This is a genomic window from Robinsoniella sp. KNHs210, assembly GCF_000686105.1.
In the GTDB taxonomy this organism is placed as follows: domain Bacteria; phylum Bacillota; class Clostridia; order Lachnospirales; family Lachnospiraceae; genus Robinsoniella; species Robinsoniella peoriensis.
In genome coordinates, this window is record NZ_JMLZ01000002.1 from 5023017 (window position 1) to 5048424 (window position 25408).

The window sequence follows — 25408 nt, forward strand, 5'->3', positions numbered from 1 at the left end:
CGAGGAATAGCGTGATAAGACTGGAATTAAATCATGGCTGGAAAATGAGACCTCTGGGAGAGGCATTCCAGGAAGCGGTGGTTCCGGGCAGTGTCTATACCGACCTGCTTAGGAACGGGAACATGGAGGATCCGTTTTTTAAGGACAATGAGATCCGTGCCAAGAAGCTTATGAACAAGGACTATGAATATGTGTGCCGGTTTGTGTATGAACCGGAGGATTTTAAAGATTGTGAAAGGATACTGCTGCATTTTGACGGTTTGGATACACTGGCGGATATCTATGTGAACAGCCAGAAGACAGGAGAGGCATTCAGCATGCACCGGATCTGGGAATATGAGGTGCAGGATATATTGAAAGCCGGGGAAAATGAATTAAAGGTGGTATTCCACTCACCGCTTCAATTTTTGGCAGAGGCTTATGAAAAGTATGGAAACATTGGAAATGAAGATACGGTAGAGGGATTTATGCACCTGAGAAAAGCCCATTACATGTTTGGGTGGGACTGGGGTGCGTGTCTCCCCGATGCAGGGATTTTCCGCCCGGTATCGCTGCTGGGGATCCACTCTGCCACAATTGATAATGTAAGGATTCATCAGGAGCATGAATCCGGGCAGGCAGTATTAACGTTTTCTGTGGAGGCAGAACAGAACAAGAAGAGGGACGGACATAGCTGTAATACAAACAGAACGGCAGATAAGAATCTGATCCGGGCAGAACATTCCAATCAAGAGGGGCTGCATTATACGATTCGTATTTCCGATCCCGACGGCAGGATTTTGTGTGAAGAGTCAGAGACCGATAGGTTTACCGTGGATCATCCCCGGCTATGGTGGCCAAATGGTATCGGAGAACAGCCTCTCTATGAGATTAAGGTGATACTGTATGATAGGGATGAAGTGTTAGATATCTGGCAGCGTAAAATAGGGTTGCGGACCATGACGGTACGCAGGGAAAAGGATCAGTGGGGAGAGAGCTTTGCCCATGAAATAAACGGAAAGACAATCTTTGCCATGGGGGCGGATTATATTCCGGAGGATCATCTGGTGGGGCGAACCTCACGTGAGCGCACTTACCGCCTTTTAGAACAGTGCAGACTGGCTAATTTTAATTCAGTCCGTATCTGGGGGGGCGGTTATTACCCGGAAGACTGGTTTTTTGATGCCTGTGATGAGATGGGGCTTGTAGTGTGGGAGGACTTCATGTTTGCCTGTTCTGTCTATGAACTCACCCCGGAGTTCGAAGCTAATATCCGGGAAGAATTTATCACAAATATCAAAAGGATCCGCCACCATGCTTCCCTGGGGCTCTGGTGTGGTAATAATGAAATGGAAATGTTTGTGGAACAGCGCTGTTGGGTGACGAAGCCTACTGAAGTCCGGGACTATCTGTTTATGTACGAGAAAATGATTCCAGAAGTTTTAAAGGAACATGATCCGGATACCTTTTACTGGCCGGCAAGCCCCTCCTCAGGGGGATCTTTTGACTATCCAAATGACCCGGACAGAGGGGATGTGCATTACTGGGAAGTCTGGCATGGAAATAAACCTTTTTCGGAATACCGCAAATATTATTTCCGCTATATTTCTGAGTTTGGGTTTCAGTCCCTCCCTTCTTTAAAGACGCTGGAAGAAATTACAGATGATCCGAAAGATTTGAACCTGTTTTCTTATGTCTGCGAGAAGCACGAACGGAATAATGGGGGAAATGGAAAAATTGTGAAATATATGCAGCAGATGTATTTATACCCCACAAGCTTTTCAACTTTGATTTATGCATCCCAGCTTTTGCAGGCTGATGGGATCCGATATGGCGTGGAGCATTTTCGGAGAAACCGGGGCAGATGTATGGGGACGGTGTTCTGGCAGTTAAATGATTGCTGGCCGGTAATTTCCTGGTCAGCCATAGATTCAAGCGGTAGATGGAAAGCACTTTTGTATTATGCGAAACGTTTCTTTGCACCGTTTATGATTTCCTGTGAGGAAGAAAGCTGGATGACCCAGGAAGCGGATATGAACCGCCAGCATTTCCACTTTGAGAAGTCAATCCGGTTAAATGCAGCAAATGAGACATTGACGGAGCGTACCGTAAAAGTACGGTGGGCTTTAAGAAATGCAGATGCAGCGATTCTTCGCCTGATGGAGGAAACCATAAAGGTTCCAGCACTTTCTGCGGTCTGGATGGATAAAGTGGAATTGCCGGATCTGGATTATATGAATGAGTATGTAAGCTATGAGGCAGAGGAAAACGGAGTTGTGATATCGGAGGGAACCGTCCTGTTTACTTACCCGAAATATTTTCACTTTCAGGATCCCGGCCTAACGCTGCGTACAGAAGGCGATGATATTGTTGTGACGGCAGATGCTTATGCAAAGAGTGTGGAAATTTTGAATGAAGAAGAGGATCTGGTTCTGTCTGACAATTATTTTGACATGAATGCAGGAGAAAGGAGAGTGACTGTCATTAGCGGCAGGACCAGCGGTCTGCGCGTCCGCAGCGTCTATGATATTCACTGATTGATAAATTGGATAAACAAATAATAGGCTATATTTATACAAATCATTTACCCGGGCTTACGGTTGAAGATGCAAAGATGCTTTCCATTTTAAACCTCTCTTTTGGAAAGATTGAAAACGGAAATGTAATCTGTGATCTGGAAGAATATCGGGACTGTCTCTTAAAGATCAGAAAAGAAAGCCCGGATTTAAAAATGGTGCTGTCCGTTGGCGGATGGGGAGCAGGGGGCTTTTCCGAAACAATGGCAACAGATGCCGGAAGAAAACAATTTGCCCGGTCCGCACGGAATTTGGTTGAACGGTACCAGCTGGACGGGATTGATATTGACTGGGAGTATCCTTGTATCGGAATCAGCGGAATTAAATCTTCCGGAGAGGATAAGGAAAATTTTACACTTATGCTAAAAGAGCTTCGGCTCAGTCTGGATCAGATAGAAGACCGTCATTGTCTTCTGAATATTGCCGGCGGAGGGGGAAACTATTTCCTGCGGTGTACTAATATGGGGGAAGCGTCAGCATATCTGGATTATGTTCAGATTATGACTTATGACCTGAGGGGCGGATTTACCATTGAGACTGGACACCACACGAACCTGTATGACAATCAGGCAGATCTGATGGATGTCAGTACGGACCGGGCAGTGCAGGCTTATCTAAAAGCAGGTGTACCAGGGGAGAAGCTGGTGATTGGGGCAGCCTTTTATTCCCGGATGTGGAAAGGGGTTCCGGATGCCAATCACGGATGGATGCAGATGGCGGAGTCTACCGGCGGATATGGGCCGGATTACGGGGAGCTTGCTGACCGGTATATTGATAAAAACGGATTTAAGCGCTATTGGGATGATGAAGCAAAAGCACCATGGCTGTTTAACGGAGATACGTTTATCAGCTACGAAGATGGGGAATCCATCAGCTGTAAGGCGGATTATGTAAAAGAGCATGGTCTGGCAGGAATGATGTTTTGGGAATACAGCTGTGATTCGACGAAAACCCTCACCAGGATTATCCGGGATTCGTTTTGTAATTCCAGCGTGGCACGTTTGCAGTAAAGGCACCGTGAGTTCGGGACGGGGAATCACTAAGCAAAAGAAAACAGGAGGATATTACGATGGTTCCACAATGGTTTAGGGATGCAAAGCTTGGAATATTTATTCATTACGGCATATATGCGGTTAACGGTATAGCGGAGTCCTGGTCATTTTATAATAAACGGATTTCCTATGAGGATTATATGAAACAGCTGGACGGTTTTACGGCTTCAAAATTTGACGGGGAATACTGGGCAGATTTAATTGCAGGCAGCAGAGCAAAATATGCAGTGCTAACCACAAAGCATCATGACGGCGTGGCTCTGTTTGATACAAAATACAGTGATTTAAGTGTGGTAAAGAAAACACCGGCGAAACGGGATATTGTGGATGAATATGCCAAAGCAATCCGCAAAAGAGGAATACGTGTGGGAATGTATTATTCTTTGCTGGACTGGTCACATCCAGACTATGCTTCTGTCTATGAGGGAGGTGTTATTCCTGAGGATCTGTCTAAGGTAAATCCGTTTTCCAATCCGGTTGACGGAATCCAGGATGAAGAGGCATGGCAGTGTTTTCTGGACTTTAATAAAAACCAGCTCTCAGAAGTACTTGGAAATTATGGGACGGCGGATCTTATCTGGTTTGATGGGGACTGGGAAAGAAGTGCATCCCAATGGGGACTGCCGGAATTTAAGGAGTATCTGAAAAGTTTTAACCCTGAACTGGTGGTTAATTCCAGGTTATGCGGTTACGGAGATTATAAAACGCCGGAGCAGGGATTGCCGATTACCAGACCGGAAGGGGCCTGGGAGTTCTGTACTACCATAAATGATTCCTGGGGGTATGCCCCGGATGATCATCACTACAAAAGCCTGAACCAGATTATACGGATGTTTTGTGAATGTATCAGCATGGGCGGAAATATGCTCCTGGACATAGGGCCAAAGGAAGACGGAACAGTAGATCCCAGACAGGAAGAAATTCTTTTGGGACTCGGAAAATGGATCAGTGAGCACGAAGAGGCTGTATTTGGAACGAAAGAAGGGATTATGATCCGCTATTATCCAGGAGGAAGCACTGTTTCCATGGATGGGGAAACACTGTATTTATTTGTGCAGGATAAACCCCGTGAGAATATAAGTATAAAAGGATTGTGCAATAAAATACGGAAAATTACTGTACTTCACTCCGGAAAAGAGCTTGCCTATGACGTACACGGCGGCGTGCCCTGGTTCCACATTCCTGGAATTACGTGGATTTATATGAATGAAAAAGACTGCCATGAACAGGTTACTGTACTGAAAGTGGAATTAGAAGGAAAAGTGGAAATGTATGGGGGCAGCGGGGCTGTGGTGACCCATAATTAAAAGTGTTGTATATAAGTATTTTGAATTCAAATGAAACAGAGGCTCATTGCAAAGTAAAAATTGCAATGAGTTTTTTCATGTTAAAAAATAAAAGAAAAAATATTTTTTAATTAATATAATTGAAAAAATAATATCTTTTATATATAATAGTAAGCATATCGCTATAAGCTGAAAGATTAAAGCTTAATAATGAATGAATGTGCTGAAAAGAGGGGGTGAAGAGGGAAAAGCGTTTTACATCATGCATTATAGGATTGCGAAAACAAAAGATAAGGAATATTTTTGAGAATTGACAACTGTAAATCAAATCAGTAGGAGTGGAAATGAAAATATTTGATACAGACATCTCTGGCAGGCGGGCTTTTTTCAGATAAACTCCTGTATTTGAGCGTATTTAAAGGAGAGGTAGTTGAATTATGATGAGATTTTCATGGAAAAGATTTTTTTGTATGCTGCTTGTATTTTCGATGGTAATTACTTCTGATGTATTACCGGTTTTTGCACAGGAATCCACAGATGCTGCCATGGAGGTGGAGATATTAACTGTGAAGCCAAAAATGACGGAGGGTTTCTGGAATAAGTTTTCTTTTACTTCTTATAAGGGAAAAGAATGGACGGTTTCTGAGGACGAAGCCTATATTGATCTGGGTGCCTCCGATGAACGGGCACAGGAATGCTATTATGAAATTCCATTTGTGGGAAATAAGGTTGAGATATTCTCGAACAAGAGTCCCATTCATGGAAAGGTTCAGTTTTCTGTTGATGATGAAAATGTAGTGGCGGCAGATTTATATCATGAGACACGTACAGAGGCACAATCCGTATATGCTGTAAGTGATTTGCTGGAAGGCAGGCATGTACTGAAGGCGGTAACGCTGAATGAAGCGACAGGGAACAGGATCGTAAATCAGGCGGCATATGCTCAGATTACCCATGCCCCTTATGTGCCAGAGGATATTGAATTAACCGATACAGAGTTTCAAATGACAGAAGATGAGACAAGGCAGATTGGTTATACCGTCATACCGGAATATGCGAAAGTTACCGATTTTGTATACGATAGTATGGATAGCCAGGTGGCGGAGGTTTCGAAAGACGGGGTCATAACCGCCCGGTCAGAAGGAAGTACAATGATCCGCATGACCAGTGAAGAAGCCGGTATTTCAAAAGAAATATCCGTGACAGTGGCTGCCGGGGTACGACGGCTGGAGGGAACAATTGTGGACACCAATACCCAGTATACCCAGAACCGTTACGAAGAAATACTGGACAGACATGTAATGTCGGGGAAACTCACGGCATGGAAAAATGATAAGGCTGTCAGTGAGCTGGCTTTGCTAACCAATGGCAGCAGTCTGAAAAACGTGGCAGTTACCCCCGGTGATCTGTCTAATGGAGATGACATTATTCCGGCAGACCAGATAAGGGCAGTCTTTGTGAAATCCACATTAGCCTATAACGGTGCATATCTGGGTTATGGCAGTAAAGACCGGCCTGTGCCGGAAGCTACGGAATCCAACCGGAGTGAGGCTTCGGATATCCTGTATCAGACCGGGCCGGTTGATATACCATTTAATAGCGTACAGCCTGTATGGGTGGAATTTAATATTCCCAAAGGGCAAGCCGCAGGAAACTATACAGGATTGCTGTCTGTTACGGCAGATGGGGTTGAAAATCCGCTGGTATTTCAGTATGAAATAGAAGTCCAGGATGTACAGCTTCCGGATGCAGAAGAATTTAAGGATGGATTTGATATTGAATTATGGCAGTATCCTTACACCAGTGCTGAATATTATGGAGTGGAGCCTTTTTCACCGGAACATTTGAAAATCCTGGAACCTGCTATGGGAAAGTATAAGGAAATCGGAGGACATGCAATCACGGCTTCTATAGTAGAAGAGGCGTGGGACGGTCAGACATACAGTGCTAATGACGTGCATTATCCTTCTATGATCAAATGGAGCAGGAACTCTGACGGGAGCTTTCAATATGATTATACCGATTTTGACAAGTGGATCGCATTTAATAAAGGACTTGGAATTGGGGATAAAATTGTGCTTTACAGTATTGCACCCTGGCATAATTCATTTACTTACTGGGAAAACGGAACATTAACCTATGAAGCTTTTACTCCTGGGAGTACCCGATATGTGCAGGTTTGGGGGGATTTTCTGCAAAAACTGACGGAACATCTGATGGAAAAAGGATGGTTTGACGAATCCTATATCGGCATTGATGAGCGAGGGTTTAGCAAAGAAGCATTTGATTTGATTGCATCCGTGAAAAACATTCATGGTGAATCATTAAAGACAGCCGGGGCTATGGATCACTTTGCGGACAAAAAAGAACTGGCACTGCGTGTCACGGATTTAAATGTTGGCGACAGTGCGGCACAGGCTAACGCTGCTGAATTTGCAGAGCTTTTAAAGGAAAGAGAAGCAAAAGGATTTCGGACAACACTGTATTCGTGTACGGAACATATGCCCGGAAATTATGCACTGAGCGCTCCGGCAGAGAGCTACTGGTCAATGATTAATGCGGGGAAAATGGGAACGGCAGGATTTTTGCGCTGGGCATATGATGCATGGGTTGCCGACCCTCTTACGGATGTCACCCACAACGCTTTTGAACCGGGAGACTGCTTCCTTTTCTATCCGGATCATAAAGATGCCGCAGAACCAGTCGGGAAAAGTTCCGTCCGCCTGGAGAAGATGGCAGAAGGCGTGCGGGATGTAAACAAGTTAAAATATATGGAGCAGGAGATTCCGTCCCTGAAGGAAGATATCGATGCTTTGTATAATGCAGTCAGCACCACGGCGGGCAGCGGGAAAACTTATCTAAGCCCGGAAAAAATAGCAATTTTGTCAGAGGAAATGGATACTTTCAAAGAAGGTGTAGCGGAACTTACCGGCAAGTATCTCGCTTTGAAAGAAGCGGGGACGGATCAGGTGGAAGCTGTTACGATTGAGGAAGGCGGCAGTGTGGAATTATCCATTGGCAGGACACTGCAGCTTCATGGATTGATCCTGCCATCCAATGTGATCAATAAAAAATTAAATTGGTCTTCCTCAGATGAAGCGGTGGTATCCGTATCCGAACAGGGGGTTTTAACTGCAAGGCAGATGGGAAAGGCTGTCATTACGGCGGCGTCTGTGCTGGATACTTCTAAAAGTACAGAAATTTCCGTAACAGTGACAGGAATCACTATTGAAGAGAGTGCGAAGACAGCATACTATTCCTTTGACCATATGGACAACAATGTGGTGAAGGATGAATGGGGGACCAGAGACGGCATCAACCAGGGGGCGGTACTTTCTCCGGGCAGATCGGAAAAAGCGCTGACTGTTACAGAGGCAGAAAAGTCGGTCCGTTTACAGGGCGATTCCGGTCTTTCGGATACCTGGACGGTAGGGTACTGGGTGAACAACAGCACGAAAGATCCTGTGCGCAGTTCCGTATTGATGAGTAACGACAGAAATTATTCTTTTGACGTACGACTGGCGGACAACAGAGAGAAAGCAGGAGTACATGTGGGAACGGGAAGTGGGGACGTACTGACCTTTAATTATGTATTTCCAGCAGATACCTGGGTGCATGTGACATGGACACAGGATAAGGTGAACGGGCTATCCATGTATATAAACGGTACTCTGATACAGACAAATGGATGGACCGTAAACCATGATTTTCCATGTCCGGCGGATATCATCGGCGGTAGTGGATTTACCGGTAAAATTGATGAGCTGAAAATTTTTAACAGAGTGCTGTCAGCAGAAGAAATCGCTGCAATCATGCAGATAAAAGGCCTGAACATTCAGGAGACCTATAAGGAGCTGAATGTGGGTGAACATTTTGCCATACAGACAAATCTCATTAGTGATCAGGAGGATAAGGCGATTGTGTACACTTCCAGTGATCCGGAGACGGCATCAGTAGATGAAAACGGGCTGGTAACGGCACATAAAAAGGGGAATGTAACGATTGCCGTGGAAAATCAGGCGGCGGGATATCGTGATACGGTAACAGTTATTGTTTCAAAAAAATTAAACATTACAAATCAGCTTCCGGTATATGAGCTGGATGAAAAGTATCTGTCTGATATTGACAAAGATCCGGGCGGACCCCGTCAGTATTTAGGCCAGCCGGATATGGTCATGCTGGATGACAATCAAACATTGGTTACCTCCTATCCGGTTGGACACGGAAAAGGACCTCTGGTTTTGAAAATCAGCTATGATGCCGGAGATACCTGGGTAGAAAAAGAGACACCGGAATCCTTCAAAGGGTCACAGGAAACGCCTACCATGTACAAGCTTCACCTGAAAGACGGAACCCAGAGATTAATGCTGATTACAGCTTGTCCGGGCTGGGGCCAGGATCTGGAAGGTAATGCTACTGGATGGAATACGTCGTATTCGGATGACGGAGGAGAGACCTGGACAGAGTATAAACTATCTCACATTTGATGAAAACGGAAAGGAACAGTGGAGCGAGCCTGAACCGTATCTAAGTGATTACCGTTCCATCGAAAGTACGTATCAGATGTGTGAAATCGGTATGTTCCGATCTCCCGATGGGAAACGGATTGCAGGTCTCGCCAGAAGCCAGTCTCATAATAATCCTGCAACCCTGATCTATTCTGACGATGAGGGGGAAACCTGGAGCAGGCCGATGGATCTGCCGGGATCACTGGCAGGTGAACGGCACAAGGCTGTTTATGATCCGGTGAGCAACCGGCTTCTGATTACATTTAGGGAAATTATTTACGATCTCAACGGCAACCAGCAATTTGACGGCGGCAATGACTGGAAAGCCGGTGACTGGGCAGCCTGGGTCGGCACATACGAAGACTTAATGGAACAAAATGAAGGACAATACCGAATTTTAATTGATGAAGACTGGGCAAACAATGCAAAGTCGGGAGATACGGGATATGCAGGGATTATCGTACAGCCGGACGGTACTTTTATCATGAATTCTTACGGCCATTGGGATAAAGATTTTTCAGAGAGCTGGCAGGGAGGGGTGACAACAGATCTCTGTTATATCAGACAGGCCAAGTTTAAACTCAGTGATATCGATAAAATAGCCGGAATCACTGATAAAACAGCACTTCGGCAAACCATAGCAGATGCAGAGAAGGTTACAGAACAGGGAGACTATACGGAGGAAAGCTGGAGTACATTTCAAAATGCATTACATGAGGCACGGAAAGCAGAAGAGGATCAGAAGATTTCACAGGAAGCGGTAGATGCAGCCAGGGAAGCACTTATAAAAGCGAAGGCGGATTTGGTGAAGAAACCGGACCCGGTACCGGAGCCAACACCAGAGCCAACACCAGACCCAACACCAGAACCAAAACCAGAGCCGATGCCGCAGCCGACACCGGAGCCAACGCCTCAGCCGGCGAATCTTGCATCACCGGTGATTACGAAAATAGAAGCTAAAAGTTACAATAAAGTAAAAATTACCTGGTCTAAGGTTACGGGGGCGGACGGCTATCGGATTTACCGTTCAACCAAAAAGAATGGAACTTACAAAAAGATTGCCGCGGTAAAAGGCAGAAGCAAAACCACGTATGTGAATGAAAAGCTGACGACCGGCAAGAAATATTATTATAAGGTGCGTGCTTATGCCACAGAAAAAAGCAGGACGGTGCTTAGCGGTTATTCAAAAGTGAAGTCAAAAAAACCGGTACCCGGAAAAGTGATCTTGTCTTCGGTTACAAATCTCTCCGGAAAGCATCTGAAGCTCCGGTGGAAAAAAGTGAGCGGAGCAAGCGGATATGAAATCAGGCGGGCTGTAAGTAAAAAGGGAACTTACCATAGCATTGCCACGATAAAGAAAGGAAAGACATTAACCTATAAGGATAGCAGACTTACAAAAAAGAAAACGTATTATTACAAGGTACGTGCCTACCGAACAGTAGGGAAAAAGAAAATATATGGTCCGTATTCTTTGGTAAAATATAGGAAAGTAATAAGATAAATAAGATAATCCGCAGATGCCGGCATACCTCGGGGCACTTTCCTATTTATTTCATCCATCTGTATATCTTCAGATGATCTGGATGGATGCCGGCATCTATATTAAAAATAAAATATGTTATTAATCCTGAAACAAGGAACGCAGCAGCCGGATCTCCCCGGCGTGTCCATCCAGATCGGCAGGCGTTTCCAAAATAAACGTAAGATGCCGCAGCAGGGGATGATTTATGATTTGTACGATTGTTTCCAATCCAATGTAGCCATTTCCGATTAACGCATGTCGGTCTTTGTGGCTTCCCGGAGGATTCTGACTGTCATTTATATGGAAAGCATGAAGGTATCCAAGTCCGATGATCCGGTCAAACTCATCCAGGATGCCGTCCAGATTATGAACAATATCATAGCCGGAATCGGAAAGGTGGCAGGCATCAAAACAGATTCCGATATGTTCCTGCAGATCAACCTGATCAATAATTTCGCGCAGTTCCTGAAATGTCCTGCCGATCTCCGTTCCTTTACCGGCCATGGTTTCCAGAAGAACCATGGTAGGCTGACCCGGCTTTAGTTCCTTATTTAGCATGGAAGAAATGAAGGAAATTACTGTATCCTTGTCCTGACCCAGATGGCTGCCGGGATGAAAGTTATAATAATTGCCGGGAAGATGTTTCATGATGGCAAGGTCGTCATGAAACATTTCTTGTGCCAGTTCCCTGGTATGCGCATTGGAGGAACATGCATTTAAGGTATAGGGTGCATGGGCAACGATCGGACCAAAGTGATGTTCCATCATGAAATTCCGGAGGGAATCAATATCTTCCTGATTCAAGGCTTTTGCCCGTGTCCCCCTGGGATTTCGAAGAAAGAACTGAAATGTGTTCGCATCAATTTTTAAGGCATCTTTACCAAGGTTTAAAAATCCCTTTGCAGAGGATAGGTGAGAGCCGATATTTAGCATAAATTCCCTTTCTGAGTAAATATTTTGTTTTTATTTATTATATTCTTTCTAAAATAGATTATTCGGATTTGGATATAAAGGGATAATAAACAGAACGAATAGATAGATACAAACATAAAAGAATTAAAAACATAAAAGAATTAAAAAATATTTTACTTATTAATTAAAATAGAAATGACGTATTGTAATGTTGAAAACCTGAATTTGTCCTAGTATAATGGAGGTACAAATGTTACAAGGAGATCTTCTATGGCAAATTTTAAATATTCCCAGGTGGCGGACTGGCTTAAGAATGAAATTTATTCCGGAAAATTTCCCGGTGGAGTAAAAATACCGGGGGAAGAAGAATTATGTGTTAAGTTCTCGGTAAGCCGTCAGACAGCCCGACAGGCAATTAAAGTGCTGGAAAATGAGGGGTTATTGTATAAGGTACAGGGCAGCGGGACTTATGTGAGCAGAAAGGTTCAGATTCCGCCTTTTCGAAATCAGGAAAAGAAACGCAGATGCATTGGAGTTATTTTGAACAGAGTTGAGGATTATTTGTTTCCAGCCGTAATAAAGGGGATTCACGATGAGTTATGCCCAAGAGGATATGGGATTCAATTATTTCTTACATCCCAGCAGGTAGCTTTAGAAGAAGAATTTCTGCGATCTGTTCTTGACGGAGGAGTTCAGGGTATCATCATGGAGCCTGTAAAATCAGCACTTCCTATGATTAATGATGGATTGTATGAAAGGCTGACAGCAAATATACCGGTAGTATTTACCCAGACTTTGCATACGCAGTTTCCAGCATCAGCAGTGACAGTGGATGACAGAGGCGGCGGGGAGCTTCTGGTAAAACATCTGTTTGATAAGGGGCACCGGAATATTGGGGCAATCTGCAAGATGGATGAGCAGACCGGAATGAAACGCTATGAAGGATATATGAGAGCTTCGATGAATTTAAAACTGCCGGTAAAAAATGAGCAGGTAATATGGTATACAAATGAAACGGAAAATGAACTATTTACACAGCCCCATGGAGAAAGAATTTGGGAAAAAGTAAGGAATTGTACGGCAATTGTCTGCAATGATGACCGGGTTGCTTTTTATCTGATTCGTTTTCTGGAGGAAAGAGGAATTCGGGTTCCTGAAGACATTGCAGTGACAGGATTTGAAGACACGGAATATGCCGGAATGGGAAAGCAGATCACCACCATAATTCATCCGAAGGAATCTTTTGGAAGGAAATCGGCAGAGGTTGTATTGAAAATGATAGAAGAACCCGGATATCGGGAAGATTATTGTTTTTCAGCTGTTTTGAAGCCGGGAAAGAGTACCTGATAAATGGAGGTGAGCCTGGTGCAGTTTCTGGTTTAAGGAAAAACCATCCCCCCGGAAGGATATCCGGATAGTGGGATAAGTCCTTATAAGTGGTACCGGGAGGTTTTTCAATCCAGTTTCTATGTTCGTGGGTATTTACGTATCATGGGATTTAATCTCGTTCAGTAAAGTAAAACCTAAAATAAGTATGCCGCCCAGTATCTGCGTCAGACTAATGGTTTCACCCAGAAATGATACGGACACAATAATTGCTACCAACGGATCGGTATAGCTTAAAATTGCTGCTTCCTGTCCTTTTAAGTCTTTAAGAGATGAAAAATAGAGGCAGTAAGTAATTCCCGTATGGACTATGCCCACAACCAGCAAATTAATTATTCCATAGGTTCCGGCTGCAGACAAATGTATTCCGTCTGTAAGGCCAACATAAGGAAAAAGAATGATAATCGCTGCAAAAAACTGGATCAGTGTGCGATCAATTCCGGTTACATTTTTAATGAGTTTATTTAAAATAATCACAGTGGCATAGAGCACTGCGGCGCTTAATCCAAAGCAGATGCCAATAAAACTATTGCTGCCGGGTAAAATTTTCCCGGGATCAATAACAAGCACCAGACCGAGGCTTGACATCACAAAACATATGATCTGCTTCAAATTTAGTTTTTCACGAAATAATATGGGGCAGACAGCCATAACGATTACCGGGGCGAAATAATAACTCAAAGTAGCAATGGATACGGAGGTATAGCGATATGACTGGAACAGAAAGATCCAGTTAAATCCCATTGCGGTTCCGGAGAGGAACAGAAGAAGAAGATCCTTTTTTATTTCGTCAAAGGGGATCTTTTCGTTTTTTACAAATTTATATAGTAAAATGGAAATTGCGGCGATGACAGCACGGAAAAGGGCTATTTCTCCGGAAGACAGGGGTATATTTTTAATAAAAATACCCAGCGTTCCAAAAACAGCCATGGATAGGATGATTTTAAATTTTGCCTGCATATGACGAAATGCTCCTGTCTGTAGTTTGACACTGTAAAAAGACACTGTATAAAAGTATAAGGTATTTTAGCATAGAATGATAAGAATGGAAAGATAAAGTGTAAGATATAGAAATTTGCAGTATAAAAGATCAAAAGCCAGACAGCTGTCTGGCCTTTGGCAGTATGTTATTCTCCCAGATATTCTTTCCCCAATACATCGGCTGCAATTAATGCATCGTACAGCTGGGCAGGAGTCACATCACCGATCATATTGTGAATGCTTTCACCGTCAGCGCAGGCTTTTTCAGCAGCGATATGAACGCGATTCATATCGGTTACTCCGATTTCATTCAGTGTAACAGGGAGTCCAACGCTTACACAGAAGTCGATGACTTCATCTAATTCATCCATCGGTGCGTTTTCTAATATTAACTGTGCAATGGTTCCAAATGCCACAATAGAACCGTGCATTGTTTTTTCACATTCTTCCAGTGCTGTAAAACCATTATATACAGAATGAGATACTGCAAGCCCGCCATTATCTGCCCCGACACCGCTCAGATAAGTAGTTGCTTCAATTATAGATTCTACAGCAGGGGTTACAACACCATTTTCGCAGGCACGCAGTGCTTTATAACCATCTTCTAAAAGGGTTTCGTAGCACAGTTTACAAAGAGCCATTGCAGATTTGGTGATGCCGCCGTTCTCCAGGCTTGGTGCTTTAGCTTTCTCACAGGCTCTTGCCTCAAAGAAAGTTCCAAGAGCATCGCCCATTCCGGCAATCAGGAAATTTACAGGAGCATGTGCAATTACATCGGTATCAACAAGAACTGCATCTGGATTTTTAGGATAGAATATATATTTTGCAAAAGTACCGTCATTATTATAAATAACAGAAAGTCCTGTACAGGGAGCATCGGTTGCTGCTACGGTAGGGATAATCACAACAGGAAGACCTTCGTAGTATGCAGTTGCTTTCGCAGTATCGATAGCGGAACCGCCGCCGACACCTACAACACAATCGATTCTCTGGTCTTTCACGATACTTTGCATTTTTTCAATTTCCCCAATAGAGCTGACGCCCCCGAAGATTTCAAATAATATTTTTGCATCTTTTCCGGAAAAACTTTTCTCAATCTTCTCATAGCAGTTCCTGTGGCCGCTTCTGCTGCAAATAAATAAAAAGGATTTTCCCAGATCCTTAGTTTCTTCATATACCTGTGACAGTGCGTCCTGTCCCTGAACATATTTTGCTGGTGCTCTCATCAATTTTAACATCATTTCTGCCTCTTTTCTCCGTCGCGTGTTTATTGCAGGTGTCTCTGCGACGATGGGAAACGCCTGTATTAATTTCATGTTCAATATAGTCCTTTGTGAAATAAATGTCAATATACAAATTTTCTAAAAAAGGCATAAAAAAAATAGCTCTGGCAAACAATACCGGCTATTAGGGAGTACTTCGCAGCGTGTGGGGGCTGCGAAGTGTGAGTTATGAAATATATTAGCTGTTCGCTAATACAATAGTTACTTTAGCACATTTTGGCAAATAATGCAATTCAAATTTAAAAAAAATTTTAACAATTTTTGGAAGTATGCCAGATAGCTGATTCGAGGCAGTGATTTTATAAGATTATTAAAAGAGCAGGCATTGCAAACATGATCTTTGGAAGTAAAAAATGCCTTTTGATACTGAATATAGTCGGGTATAGCCCAGACGTGGGATCTGGGCTATGAGTCAAATATATTATCATAGTTGATAATACACTTTTAGTATATTATGATTTGGTAAATTTGTCAAATTTTTTATTTGACAGATTACAGGATAATGGATTCACCGGATGGACAGAAGGGATCTAAAGTGTAACGGGGTATATGAATTTAAAATAACCCCGGAAAATTACTCCGGGGTTATTTTAAAAATCAAAACCAAGTTATGGTTTATCTTTCTCAAGCTTTGAAAAAGATGTGTAGCCTGCGGATAACAGGACTTGAACCTGCACGGTCTCCCACCAGAACCTAAATCTGGCGCGTCTGCCAATTCCGCCATATCCGCATATCATTAAGATCATATTGCTTATGAATATATTACTTAACAACCTTTGGTATTATAACCTGATCTGACAGGATTCGTCAAGATATTTTTTTCATAAAATCGGAATAATTTTAAATACTCATTGACACTCCCAAATTCATATGGTATATATACTGTAGAACAAACAGAAGCCGTCTTTCCAAAGGGGCATGATCTGTGAAAGGAATTCATTATGATTACGATATGTAACAAATTCGTGAAGTTAGTCGAGAAACTTAACTCTGTACAACTGGAAATTGATTCGGTGAAGCATTGTGCAGAGGTTAATCAGAGGGTTTAGGCCCTGTTCTTCATCGGCAGATAAAGTATTCAAGGTGTAGCAGCTGGCTATGCTTGGTTTGTGTACTTATTTGCCGGCGTATGAGATGAATGATAGATATGGCCATGGACAAGTTGCTTTGTCCATGGCCTTTTGTTTTGCAGAAAAATAGTTTGTTGACAAAACAGAGGGTCCGTACCTTACAGGTGCAGTCTCTCTGTTTTTTTGTATTTATGATTATGAAATAGAAAAGAGGAAATGATATGAGTTTATTAGACGTTACAGAATTAACACACAGTTTTGCAGAAAAAGCATTGTACCAGAATGCGGAGTTTCATTTATTTAAAGGGGAACACATTGGAGTTGTCGGTCAGAATGGAGCCGGAAAAAGTACCCTGATCAAAATATTGCTTGGTGATGTGGTACCTGACCATGGGGAAGTAAAGTGGCAGTCAGGTATTCAGCTTGGTCATCTTGACCAGTATGCAGTAATTAAACAGGAAATGACCATTATGAAATATCTGCAGACGGCGTTTGCAGATCTCTATGCCATGGAAGAAAAAATGGAAAAACTGTATCAGGAGGGGGCCGAAGAGGCAAATGAAGAGCTGTTGATACGGGCAGGCAGGTATCAGGAGCAATTGATTACAGAAGAATTCTATGAGATTGGAAGTAAGATTGGCAAAGTTGCTACGGGACTTGGGCTGGATGCGGTTGGGATGGAGCAGCCGTTAGAAAAATTGAGTGGGGGACAGCGGGCAAAGGTAATTCTTGCAAAATTATTATTATCTAAGCCAGAAGTTTTGCTGCTTGATGAACCTACTAATTTTCTGGATAAAGAGCATGTGGATTGGCTGTCTGAATTCCTGAACTGTTTTGAGGGGGCATTTGTTGTGGTATCTCATGATTTTGAATTTCTGGAGAAGATCACCACGGGGATTTTGGATATCGAGTTTGGAACAGTGCGTAAGTACAGTGGAAGTTACCTGAAGTTCCTGGATCAGAAAGTGCATCTCAGGGAAGATTACATCCGGCAGTATCATGCCCAGCAGCGGAAAATTGAAAAAACAGAAGAATATATACGAAAAAATAAAGCAGGAGTGAATGCAAAAATGGCAAGGGGACGGCAGAAACAATTAGACCGTCTGGAGCGGATCGCACCGCCAAACTTTACCACAAAGCCTGTAATACAGTTTCAGGAGACGGAAATATCGCCGGGAAAGGCACTTTCAGTTACCAATCTGGAAATCGGATACTATTATCCACTGCTGTCTAAAATTAGCTTTGTTGTTAACGGTGGCCAGAAGATCGTGGTCACAGGATTTAATGGTATAGGAAAATCTACTCTGTTAAAGACTTTGATCGGGAAAATACCTAAATTAGCAGGCAGTTTCCGGTTTTTAGAGCAGGTAAAGATTGGATATTATGAGCAGGATCTGCGTTGGGAAGATCCAAATAGAACTCCACTGCAGATTATATCGGACTGCTATCCGTCAATGAAAAATAAGGAGGCGCGTAAGGCCCTGGCGCGGTGTGGAGTAAAAGAAGAGCATGTGCTAAGGGGAATTAAAACTTTAAGCGGTGGAGAGCAGTCTAAAGTGAAGCTTTGCAGGCTTCTTTTATCCCCATGTAATTTCCTTATCATGGATGAGCCGACCAACCATCTGGATCAGGATGCGAAAGAAGCTCTGAAAAATGCTTTGATAAAATTCGAGGGGAGCGTCATATTAGTTTCCCATGAGGAAAAATTTTACAGAGACTGGGCAGATAAAGTACTGGATATAGAAAAAGAGATTTTATGAAAAAGTATGTCCTATTCGCAGGCAAGTATGTTATAATTATTTATGCTTCTGGCAGATTAAAAAAGCAGATTAATAAGCAGATTAAATAACAGATTAAAAAGCTATTATAAAAGCAGATACTTAAAGGAGAAGGCATACATGGATCAGTGGAATACTGACCGTATCATAGATAATATGGATGCATTTGTCTATGCGATACGTTATGATACGCATCAGTTTTTATATACGAATAAAGTTATGCGGGAGAAGTTTCCTGAATTACAAAAAGACATCACCTGCCATAAACTGTTTTTTTGCAGTGATGAGGTCTGTAAGGATTGTCCGATGGGAAGCGGGCAGGGGGAAAATAATGTCAGATCTGTTATGTGGATTGAAAGCCTGCAGCAATGGCTGCAGTTGGATTATAGTGCATATCAGGATGAAAAACTGGGGTTTTGCTTTGTATGTATTGGTGTTGATATTACCAGTGTAAAAGAGTCTATCCGCATGACGAAGACTGTTCTGGATGGTATTCATGCAGCTGCTTATACGGTGGGTATGGAAGATTACAGGATCAGTTTTGTTAATCAGGAACTGCGCAACATGCTGCCGGATATTCAGGAGAAGGATCTTTGTTATCAGGCACTGTGGAATAATCAGAAACCCTGCAGTCATTGCCCGATTCCCCATCTGAATGAGGATAATCCCAGCAGGAAAATGGAGATATATAATGAAAAGTTAAATAAATATCTAAGCATAGACAGTGTAAGAGTATTAGGATCAGACTCAAAACCGGTTGCGATTTTTACCGGCTACGATATATCCAAGCGTATTGCTTATGAAAATCAGTTGAAAGACACCTTATTTAAAGATATGCAGCTCGGGATTAAGAATAGGGCGTCTTTTATGGAAGATCTGTCTATGCTGTTCCAAGATGGAAAAAATGGCTGTGTATGTATCTTAAATATGAAGAATTTTAATAATTACAATCTTGTTTTTGGAAGGCAGCAGGGAGATGCATTACTGAAATTGATTGTGGAGAGATGTGTAGAGATATATCCAAAGCATCGTGTATATCGCGTGGGTGGAGCTAAATTTGCATTTCTGGCATCTTGTGAGGAACAGTGTAACCTGATCCGGGAGAAGATTGTCAAGGCGATTCAGGATGAGTCACATAAAAACGGACAGAATTTTCGGCTTTTCATAGATGTAGTTTTAATTGATTTCCCACAATATGCTCCGAATCCTGAAATGGTGATACATAATGCGGAATACATGCTGTCAAAGGCAAAGAACACAGAATCCAGTGAAGTGCTGTATTTTAGAAAAACGGAACAAATACAGATGGAGAGAAAAAACCAGATAGCAGGCATTATTCGCGAAAAGGCAGCAGAACAATCTTTTGAAGTTTATTATCAGCCTATTTATGAGATTGAATCCGGTACATATACCAAGTGCGAAGCACTTTTACGGGTGAAGGATAAAAAATTAGGCTGGATATCACCATCAGAATTTATTCCCATTGCAGAACAGAGCGGATTGATTAATCAGCTTGGGGTCTTTGTTTTGGAAGAGGCCTGCAGAATGATTGCCGAAAGGGAGAAAATGGGGCTGGACCCTGTACAGATTAACGTAAATGTATCTACGGTACAATTTTCAAAAAGCACTTTTTATGATGACGTTACACAGGTAGTTCAAAAGTATCATATAGATCCGGCGCTGATCCAACTGGAGGTTACCGAAAGCATTATTATCAATTCATTTGATTATATCATAAATATTATGCGGAGGTTAATCGAGTTTGGGGTATCTTTTGCCATAGATGATTTTGGAACGGGATATTCCAGCCTGAGTTATATCGGAACACTTCCGGTAGAAAGTATTAAATTAGACAAAAGTTTTGTGGATAAGATCGCAGAATCCGAAGTTTATCTTTTGATCGTGAAAAATGTAATTGAGATTGCAAAGGGACTTCAGTTTCAAATTGTGGCAGAGGGAGTGGAAGGCAGGAATCAATATGAGATATTGAAGCGCCTGGACTGTGATTATATTCAGGGATATTTTTTTTCCACTCCTCTGCCGCCTGAAGAATTTGAACAGTTTTTAGAGAAAGAAACGGTTCTTGTATAAATCCGTGTAATGATACATGATGAAAGAACAGATTTTAATAAGATGCTATTCTTCTTTTATAAGGCTGTTATATTCCGGGTGTTTGGAAAACCAGTGCTGGGCGTAGGAGCAGGTGAGAACCGCTTTTTTGTTTTCACAGCGGAGGTGTTCAGCCAGAGCCAGCATGAGCTGACCGGCAATTCCCTGTCCCTGCAGGGATTCATCTACGAAGGTATGGTTTACCTCAACGGTATTTTCGTCTATATCCGGAAAAGTAACTTCTGCCAGCATCTTTTGGCTGGTAGTATTGTGTAAGGCAATCTGATTTTTCTGAAACGTAAAGTTCATGGTGATTACACTCCTTTCCAGTGCGTCTATGAAAATCATTTCTGCAAACTGCGTATCACTGCACGGCATATTTGCAGCAAATTCAGGTCACTTTTCTGCGGATAACGAACCAAACGGATGCGCTTGGGGATTCAGCTGGAAACTGCCGCCAGGGTCAGATATCCTGCCGATCACAGCGGAGTATCTGAATTGGAGCGAATCGAATGGAATGTGTGGCACACAGCTTGCAGAAACATTTTATAACACACTAATAAGATCAATTGTTATGAATCAAAGGCATAGATATTATGTACAGAAGTTTAGCATAGAATACATGGAAAAGCAACATAGTGGAGATAGAGATGTTAAAAAAGAAATGGATTATTTATTTGGGAATGCTGATTTTGTTATTTCAGCTTCCGGTTACGGTATATGCATCCCGGGAAGTAGACAAGGGATTGGATTATATAAAGGGACGTCCGCTCACAGAGGATGAAATCGAGGCTCAAAAGGAGTTGGAGCCTGATTTAAAAGAATTGACGCCCTACAATATTCCGGAGAGTGAGAGGGGTGCGGCACCCAGAGCAAGGATGGCGCTTCCATCAGCTTATGATTCCAGAAATAACGGATATATTACTTCGGTAAAGGATCAGAATCCCTGGGGAGCCTGTTGGGCATTTGCATTTCAGGGAACGCTGGAAGCTTCTTTAATTAAAGATGGATGGAGTGCGTCCGGACTGGATTTATCTGAACAGCACCTGGGTTATTTTACATACTACAGGGCTGCAGATTTATTTGGGAATACGGCAGGAGATCAGGTTCAGATTTACCTCAGGCAGAATGTGGACAAGGGGTATCTGGATTTTGGCGGGAATGCCCAGTGGGCAGTGATGGCTATGAGCAGCTGGACAGGAGCTGCGGACGAATCGGTATCTGTTTATCCGAAAAATACGGCATCCATCCGTCCTTTAAATAATGCCATTGCCTATCAGGATAAAGTGCATCTGCAAAATGCCAGATGGGTTGGTACAAAGGATCGGACAACCGTAAAGCAATGGATCTTAAATTATGGTGCATCATATATTTCACTGGTATACCAGCCGCAGTTTTTTAACCGCAGTACAGCAGCCTATAACTATCAGGGATATGATGACATGAATCATGCCGTTACTCTGGTAGGCTGGGATGATACGTACAGCAGGGAAAATTTTCCGGAGGGTTGTAAGCCAAAGAATAACGGAGCCTGGCTGGCAAAAAACAGTTATGGCAGTGCCTGGGGAGACAAGGGATATTTCTGGATTTCTTATGAAGATAACTATTTGAACAGAAGCGACTCTTATGCATTTGTAATGGAAGGAGAAGCAGCGGATAATTACGATTATATTTACCAGTATGACGGTACCATATACGATGGTTATGTAAGGATACAAAATGGATACAGCGCCGGAAATATCTATCAAACGGCTTCAGCGAAAGCAAACGGAGAGATACTGGAAGCGGTCTCTTTTATGAGTGAGACACCCAATCTATCTTATAAGATACAGATCTATCGAAATGTCAGGGATAAAACAAATCCTGCAAGCGGCGTGCCGGTTTATGCCAGTGAGCAAAGTGGAAATGTGTCTTATTCCGGATATTATACCATTCCACTGAAAGAAAAAGTGCATTTGGATAAAGGAGAAAAATTCTCCGTAGTTATCACATTTACCAATCGGAGCGGCACAAATGTACTTTTGAACATTGATAAGTCGGATACGAGATACAGTGATATGCATATAACAAACCATACGGAAGCCGGGCAGAGCTTTGTGGGTAATAAGAACGGAAATGTATGGTATGATGGGGATAATGAAGGTTACAGCGTACGGATCAAAGCATTTACCGCTAATGCAGCTGTTCCGAATCCTAATCCGCGTACCACACTGCTTGAGGAAATTTTCTTAAATAAAGCAAATCTGACCTTAAATAAAAATGGAACATCTACGCTTCGTGTGTCTTATTCTCCGGAAGATACTACGGTTGATAAAAAAGTAACCTGGACAAGTAAAAACAGTAAAATTGCTTCTGTGGATAAAAATGGAAAAGTGATGGGGCTGCGTGCTGGAAGTACGGTAATTACTGCCAGGGTGGGGAATCTAACCGCACAATGCAGGATTACAGTAAAATCCCCGCTGAATCATATTGTTTTGACAAAAGCAAAACTAACGCTTACACCCAAGATGACCAGCAAGTTAAAAGTAACTTTTTATCCATCGGATACAACAGATTCCAGGAAGATTACATGGAGCAGTAATCAAAAAAAGGTAGCTACTGTAAAAAATGGTGTCATTACTGCAGTGGGAGTTGGGAAAGCTGAAATAAAGGCAAAAGTAGGAAAGCGAAGTGCAGTTTGCGAAGTAACGGTAAAGAAGCCGAAAGTCAGCCTGAACAGAACCTCTACGGTGCTTTACACCTCTGGGAAAAAGACTGTAATTCTAAAAGCGGATATCCGGGGGGCCAGTAATAAAATAAACTGGAGCAGCAGTGATAAGCGGATAGCAAAAGTTGACAAAAAGGGTAAGGTTACGGCAGTTCGAAAAGGTACTGCATATATTACGGCGACAGCAAATAAAGTGAAGAAAACCTGCAAAGTAATCGTAAAAGACCCAATCCTTAACCTGCGGAATACTTCTGCACAGGTAAAGAAAAATAAAACATATGCGATAAAAGTAAATGCCATTCCGAAAGGAACAATCACTTATAAATCCTCAAAGCCCAAAGTGGCTGCGGTAAACAGGAAAGGTGTAGTAACCGGGCTTCGACGGGGTTCGGCAAATATTACCGTAAAATGTAACGGTGTTAAAAAAGTAATAAAAATCACTGTAAAATAAACGAGTGCTCTGCTGAGAATCATTTTACAGAGAAAGTAGATGTGACGAAAATGATGAATGAGACAGTTGATTATGCGCAATTTGACATACTTCCTGCAGGAGTCTGTGAGTTTCTGGGAGACGAGGCGCTGTCTTTGACGTATGTGAATACTACTTTTCATGCAATGCTGGGTTATGAAAAACGGCAGGAAATGCCGTCTGAAATGAAGGAACTGGTGTTAAAAGAAGACTGGGAAGAAATGTGTAATATGGCTGGCTTCTGTCCCGGCAATCCGGCTGCAACTCTGGAGCTGGAGGTTCGGATGAAGAAAAAGAATGGAGATACCGGCTGGTTTATGCTGCGATGTAAAGGCGACAGTGAACGGACCAGCAGAATCATGTGTATCTGCCTGGATTTTAGCCTTCGCAAAGATGCAGTCGAAGGATTGTATGGGCAGGAAGAAACATATCGTTTGATTGTATGGGAACACACGAAGAAAATGGCAGCCCGTTATGAACTGGATACAGAAATATTATATTTGTATGAAAAATCATCGGAGTTTTTTGACCGCCAGGTTATTGAAAACATGCCGGAGACCTTCATAACGGAAGGAATGGTGGCAGAAGAAAGCCAGGAAGAATACCGTGAGTTTTTCAAAAGGATGAAAGCGGGAATCCCAGCCTCTGATACCATTGTGAAAATCAACCACAGACTGAACCGTCAGGTCTGGCTGCGCCATGACTATACGATTACCGATGATGGGCGATTTGCAGTGATATCCATGGAAGATATGACCAAAGCTCATGAAAAAGAGATCGAACATGAGCGGTGGAAACGTTCTTATGAAAGCCAGCTGACGGGAAACGTAATAAATTACCGTTATAATATTACCAGAGATACTGTGGAGTATATCAAGGGGACTATGGGAGAAGAAATCCCTAAAAGTGCGCGTACTTCCTTTACGGCAGCGGCCGCATATGTATGGGAACACTTCATATATAAAGAAGATCAGGAAAATTACAAGATTATGTTCTCTTATGCCAACTTGATGAAACGCTATTGCGAAGGGATCAAAACTCTGCATTGTGAGTTCCGGCGTCTGAATCCGGAAGGAAATTACTTTTGGGTAGAAGGCGACATACAGCTGATACAGGACCCATACTCTAAGGATATTATTGCATTTGTGGCCTTAAACGACATTGATGAGAAAAAGAAAGAAGAATTCCAACTGCAGTACCGGCTGGAAAATGATGACCTCACCGGTGTTCTGAACAGGGCAGAGGCTGTGAAAAAGGTAACAAAGATGTTAGTGAAAAGTGAAAAACGCCATAACCATGGATTTGTTATGGTAGACATTGATAATTTTAAAATGCTGAATGATTCTTACGGGCATATCATCGGAGACCAGGTCTTAAAAGAAATTGCCTATACGTTAAAAAGTGCCGGAAAGGCGGATGATGTGATAGCAAGACTTGGCGGAGATGAGTTTGTCATTTGTATGAAAAACGTTGGGAACAGCCATGCTCTTGAAAAACGCCTGGAAACCCTCCGTAAAAGAGTTGCCCGCTGGGTCAATGGGGATATCGAAATATCAGCCAGTATCGGGGCAGCTATGTACCCCAAAGACGGCACAACCTTTACCAGTCTCTATCAAAAAGCGGACATAGCTCTTTACCGGGCAAAAGCTGAAGGCCGCAACCGGGTGGTTCTATTTGAACCTGAAATGGAATATAACAATAAAGGAGATCAATTGTAACATTTTTATGTGAAATATCCACAAAATTCTTGACAAAATTTTAACTTTGTTTTATAGTATATATATCGTAAC

At 42.6% G+C, this 25408-nt stretch carries 14 protein-coding genes and 1 tRNA gene; 10 read left to right on the forward strand and 5 right to left on the reverse strand.

Going from position 1 to position 25408, the window contains the following annotated elements:
- Positions 1–11 precede the first annotated feature (11 nt).
- The 5 genes from CD03_RS0128550 (at position 12) to CD03_RS38135 (ending at position 10902) form a co-directional block, all read left to right on the forward strand.
- On the forward strand, positions 12–2516 hold the full coding sequence (locus CD03_RS0128550; protein ID WP_027296530.1) for a beta-mannosidase: 2505 nt from the start codon (positions 12–14) through the stop codon (positions 2514–2516).
- A gap of 8 nt (positions 2517–2524) precedes the next feature.
- On the forward strand, positions 2525–3565 hold the full coding sequence (locus CD03_RS0128555; protein ID WP_044289735.1) for a glycoside hydrolase family 18 protein: 1041 nt from the start codon (positions 2525–2527) through the stop codon (positions 3563–3565).
- 53 nt (positions 3566–3618) lie between these two features.
- Complete coding sequence (locus CD03_RS0128560) at positions 3619–4914, forward strand: alpha-L-fucosidase (protein WP_255348132.1); 1296 nt, start codon at positions 3619–3621, stop codon at positions 4912–4914.
- A gap of 416 nt (positions 4915–5330) precedes the next feature.
- On the forward strand, positions 5331–9380 hold the full coding sequence (locus CD03_RS35155) for a glycoside hydrolase domain-containing protein (protein ID WP_052378027.1): 4050 nt from the start codon (positions 5331–5333) through the stop codon (positions 9378–9380).
- The gene (locus CD03_RS38135) at positions 9334–10902 is read left to right on the forward strand and encodes an FIVAR domain-containing protein (protein ID WP_052378028.1); all 1569 of its coding nucleotides are present in this window, start codon (positions 9334–9336) and stop codon (positions 10900–10902) included. Before CD03_RS35155 ends, CD03_RS38135 begins: the two co-directional genes overlap by 47 nt.
- Positions 10903–11022: 120 nt before the next feature.
- Here CD03_RS38135 and CD03_RS0128575 read toward each other — a convergent pair whose 3' ends face one another.
- Positions 11023–11856 (reverse strand): deoxyribonuclease IV, encoded by an 834-nt coding sequence (locus CD03_RS0128575; protein WP_027296533.1) that lies wholly within the window; start codon positions 11854–11856, stop codon positions 11023–11025.
- A 249-nt stretch (positions 11857–12105) separates the two neighbouring features.
- Here CD03_RS0128575 and CD03_RS0128580 point away from each other — a divergent pair, with 249 nt between their 5' ends.
- Complete coding sequence (locus CD03_RS0128580) at positions 12106–13182, forward strand: GntR family transcriptional regulator (protein WP_027296534.1); 1077 nt, start codon at positions 12106–12108, stop codon at positions 13180–13182.
- Positions 13183–13317: 135 nt separating this feature from the next.
- Here CD03_RS0128580 and CD03_RS0128585 read toward each other — a convergent pair whose 3' ends face one another.
- The 3 genes from CD03_RS0128585 to CD03_RS0128595 all read right to left on the reverse strand — a co-directional run bounded on the left by CD03_RS0128585 (position 13318) and on the right by CD03_RS0128595 (position 16215).
- On the reverse strand, positions 13318–14181 hold the full coding sequence (locus CD03_RS0128585) for a DMT family transporter (protein WP_027296535.1): 864 nt from the start codon (positions 14179–14181) through the stop codon (positions 13318–13320).
- A 167-nt stretch (positions 14182–14348) separates the two neighbouring features.
- Complete coding sequence (locus CD03_RS0128590) at positions 14349–15440, reverse strand: glycerol dehydrogenase (RefSeq protein ID WP_027296536.1); 1092 nt, start codon at positions 15438–15440, stop codon at positions 14349–14351.
- 695 nt (positions 15441–16135) lie between these two features.
- Positions 16136–16215 (reverse strand) — tRNA-Leu (locus CD03_RS0128595).
- A gap of 561 nt (positions 16216–16776) precedes the next feature.
- On the opposite strand from CD03_RS0128595, the gene CD03_RS0128600 reads away from it, so the two are divergent.
- Positions 16777–18315 (forward strand): ABC-F family ATP-binding cassette domain-containing protein, encoded by a 1539-nt coding sequence (locus tag CD03_RS0128600; protein WP_027296537.1) that lies wholly within the window; start codon positions 16777–16779, stop codon positions 18313–18315.
- A 138-nt stretch (positions 18316–18453) separates the two neighbouring features.
- Positions 18454–20424: a putative bifunctional diguanylate cyclase/phosphodiesterase gene (locus CD03_RS0128610; RefSeq protein ID WP_027296538.1), complete on the forward strand. Its 1971-nt coding sequence runs from the start codon at positions 18454–18456 to the stop codon at positions 20422–20424.
- Between the two features lie 45 nt (positions 20425–20469).
- Here CD03_RS0128610 and CD03_RS0128615 read toward each other — a convergent pair whose 3' ends face one another.
- A complete protein-coding gene (locus CD03_RS0128615) occupies positions 20470–20751 on the reverse strand; it encodes a GNAT family N-acetyltransferase (protein ID WP_027296539.1) in 282 nt (93 codons plus the stop codon).
- Positions 20752–21092: 341 nt separating this feature from the next.
- Here CD03_RS0128615 and CD03_RS0128620 point away from each other — a divergent pair, with 341 nt between their 5' ends.
- Positions 21093–23600: an Ig-like domain-containing protein gene (locus tag CD03_RS0128620; RefSeq protein ID WP_027296540.1), complete on the forward strand. Its 2508-nt coding sequence runs from the start codon at positions 21093–21095 to the stop codon at positions 23598–23600.
- 50 nt (positions 23601–23650) lie between these two features.
- Positions 23651–25336, forward strand: coding sequence for a sensor domain-containing diguanylate cyclase (locus tag CD03_RS0128625; protein WP_027296541.1), 1686 nt, complete (start codon positions 23651–23653; stop codon positions 25334–25336).
- The last annotated feature ends 72 nt before the right edge of the window (positions 25337–25408 follow it).

What these genes read in the sequence shown, in the direction of transcription:
- CD03_RS0128610 (WP_027296538.1), top strand. Translation starts at nt 18,454, where the DNA reads ATGGATCAGTGGAATACTGACCGTATCATAGATAATATGGATGCATTT.
- CD03_RS0128580 (WP_027296534.1), top strand. Translation starts at nt 12,106, where the DNA reads ATGGCAAATTTTAAATATTCCCAGGTGGCGGACTGGCTTAAGAATGAA.
- CD03_RS0128620 (WP_027296540.1), top strand. Translation starts at nt 21,093, where the DNA reads ATGTTAAAAAAGAAATGGATTATTTATTTGGGAATGCTGATTTTGTTA.
- CD03_RS35155 (WP_052378027.1), top strand. Translation starts at nt 5,331, where the DNA reads ATGATGAGATTTTCATGGAAAAGATTTTTTTGTATGCTGCTTGTATTT.
- CD03_RS0128585 (WP_027296535.1), bottom strand. Translation starts at nt 14,181, where the DNA reads ATGCAGGCAAAATTTAAAATCATCCTATCCATGGCTGTTTTTGGAACG.
- CD03_RS0128575 (WP_027296533.1), bottom strand. Translation starts at nt 11,856, where the DNA reads ATGCTAAATATCGGCTCTCACCTATCCTCTGCAAAGGGATTTTTAAAC.
- CD03_RS0128615 (WP_027296539.1), bottom strand. Translation starts at nt 20,751, where the DNA reads ATGAACTTTACGTTTCAGAAAAATCAGATTGCCTTACACAATACTACC.
- CD03_RS0128600 (WP_027296537.1), top strand. Translation starts at nt 16,777, where the DNA reads ATGAGTTTATTAGACGTTACAGAATTAACACACAGTTTTGCAGAAAAA.
- CD03_RS0128625 (WP_027296541.1), top strand. Translation starts at nt 23,651, where the DNA reads ATGATGAATGAGACAGTTGATTATGCGCAATTTGACATACTTCCTGCA.
- CD03_RS38135 (WP_052378028.1), top strand. Translation starts at nt 9,334, where the DNA reads ATGACGGAGGAGAGACCTGGACAGAGTATAAACTATCTCACATTTGAT.
- CD03_RS0128590 (WP_027296536.1), bottom strand. Translation starts at nt 15,440, where the DNA reads ATGTTAAAATTGATGAGAGCACCAGCAAAATATGTTCAGGGACAGGAC.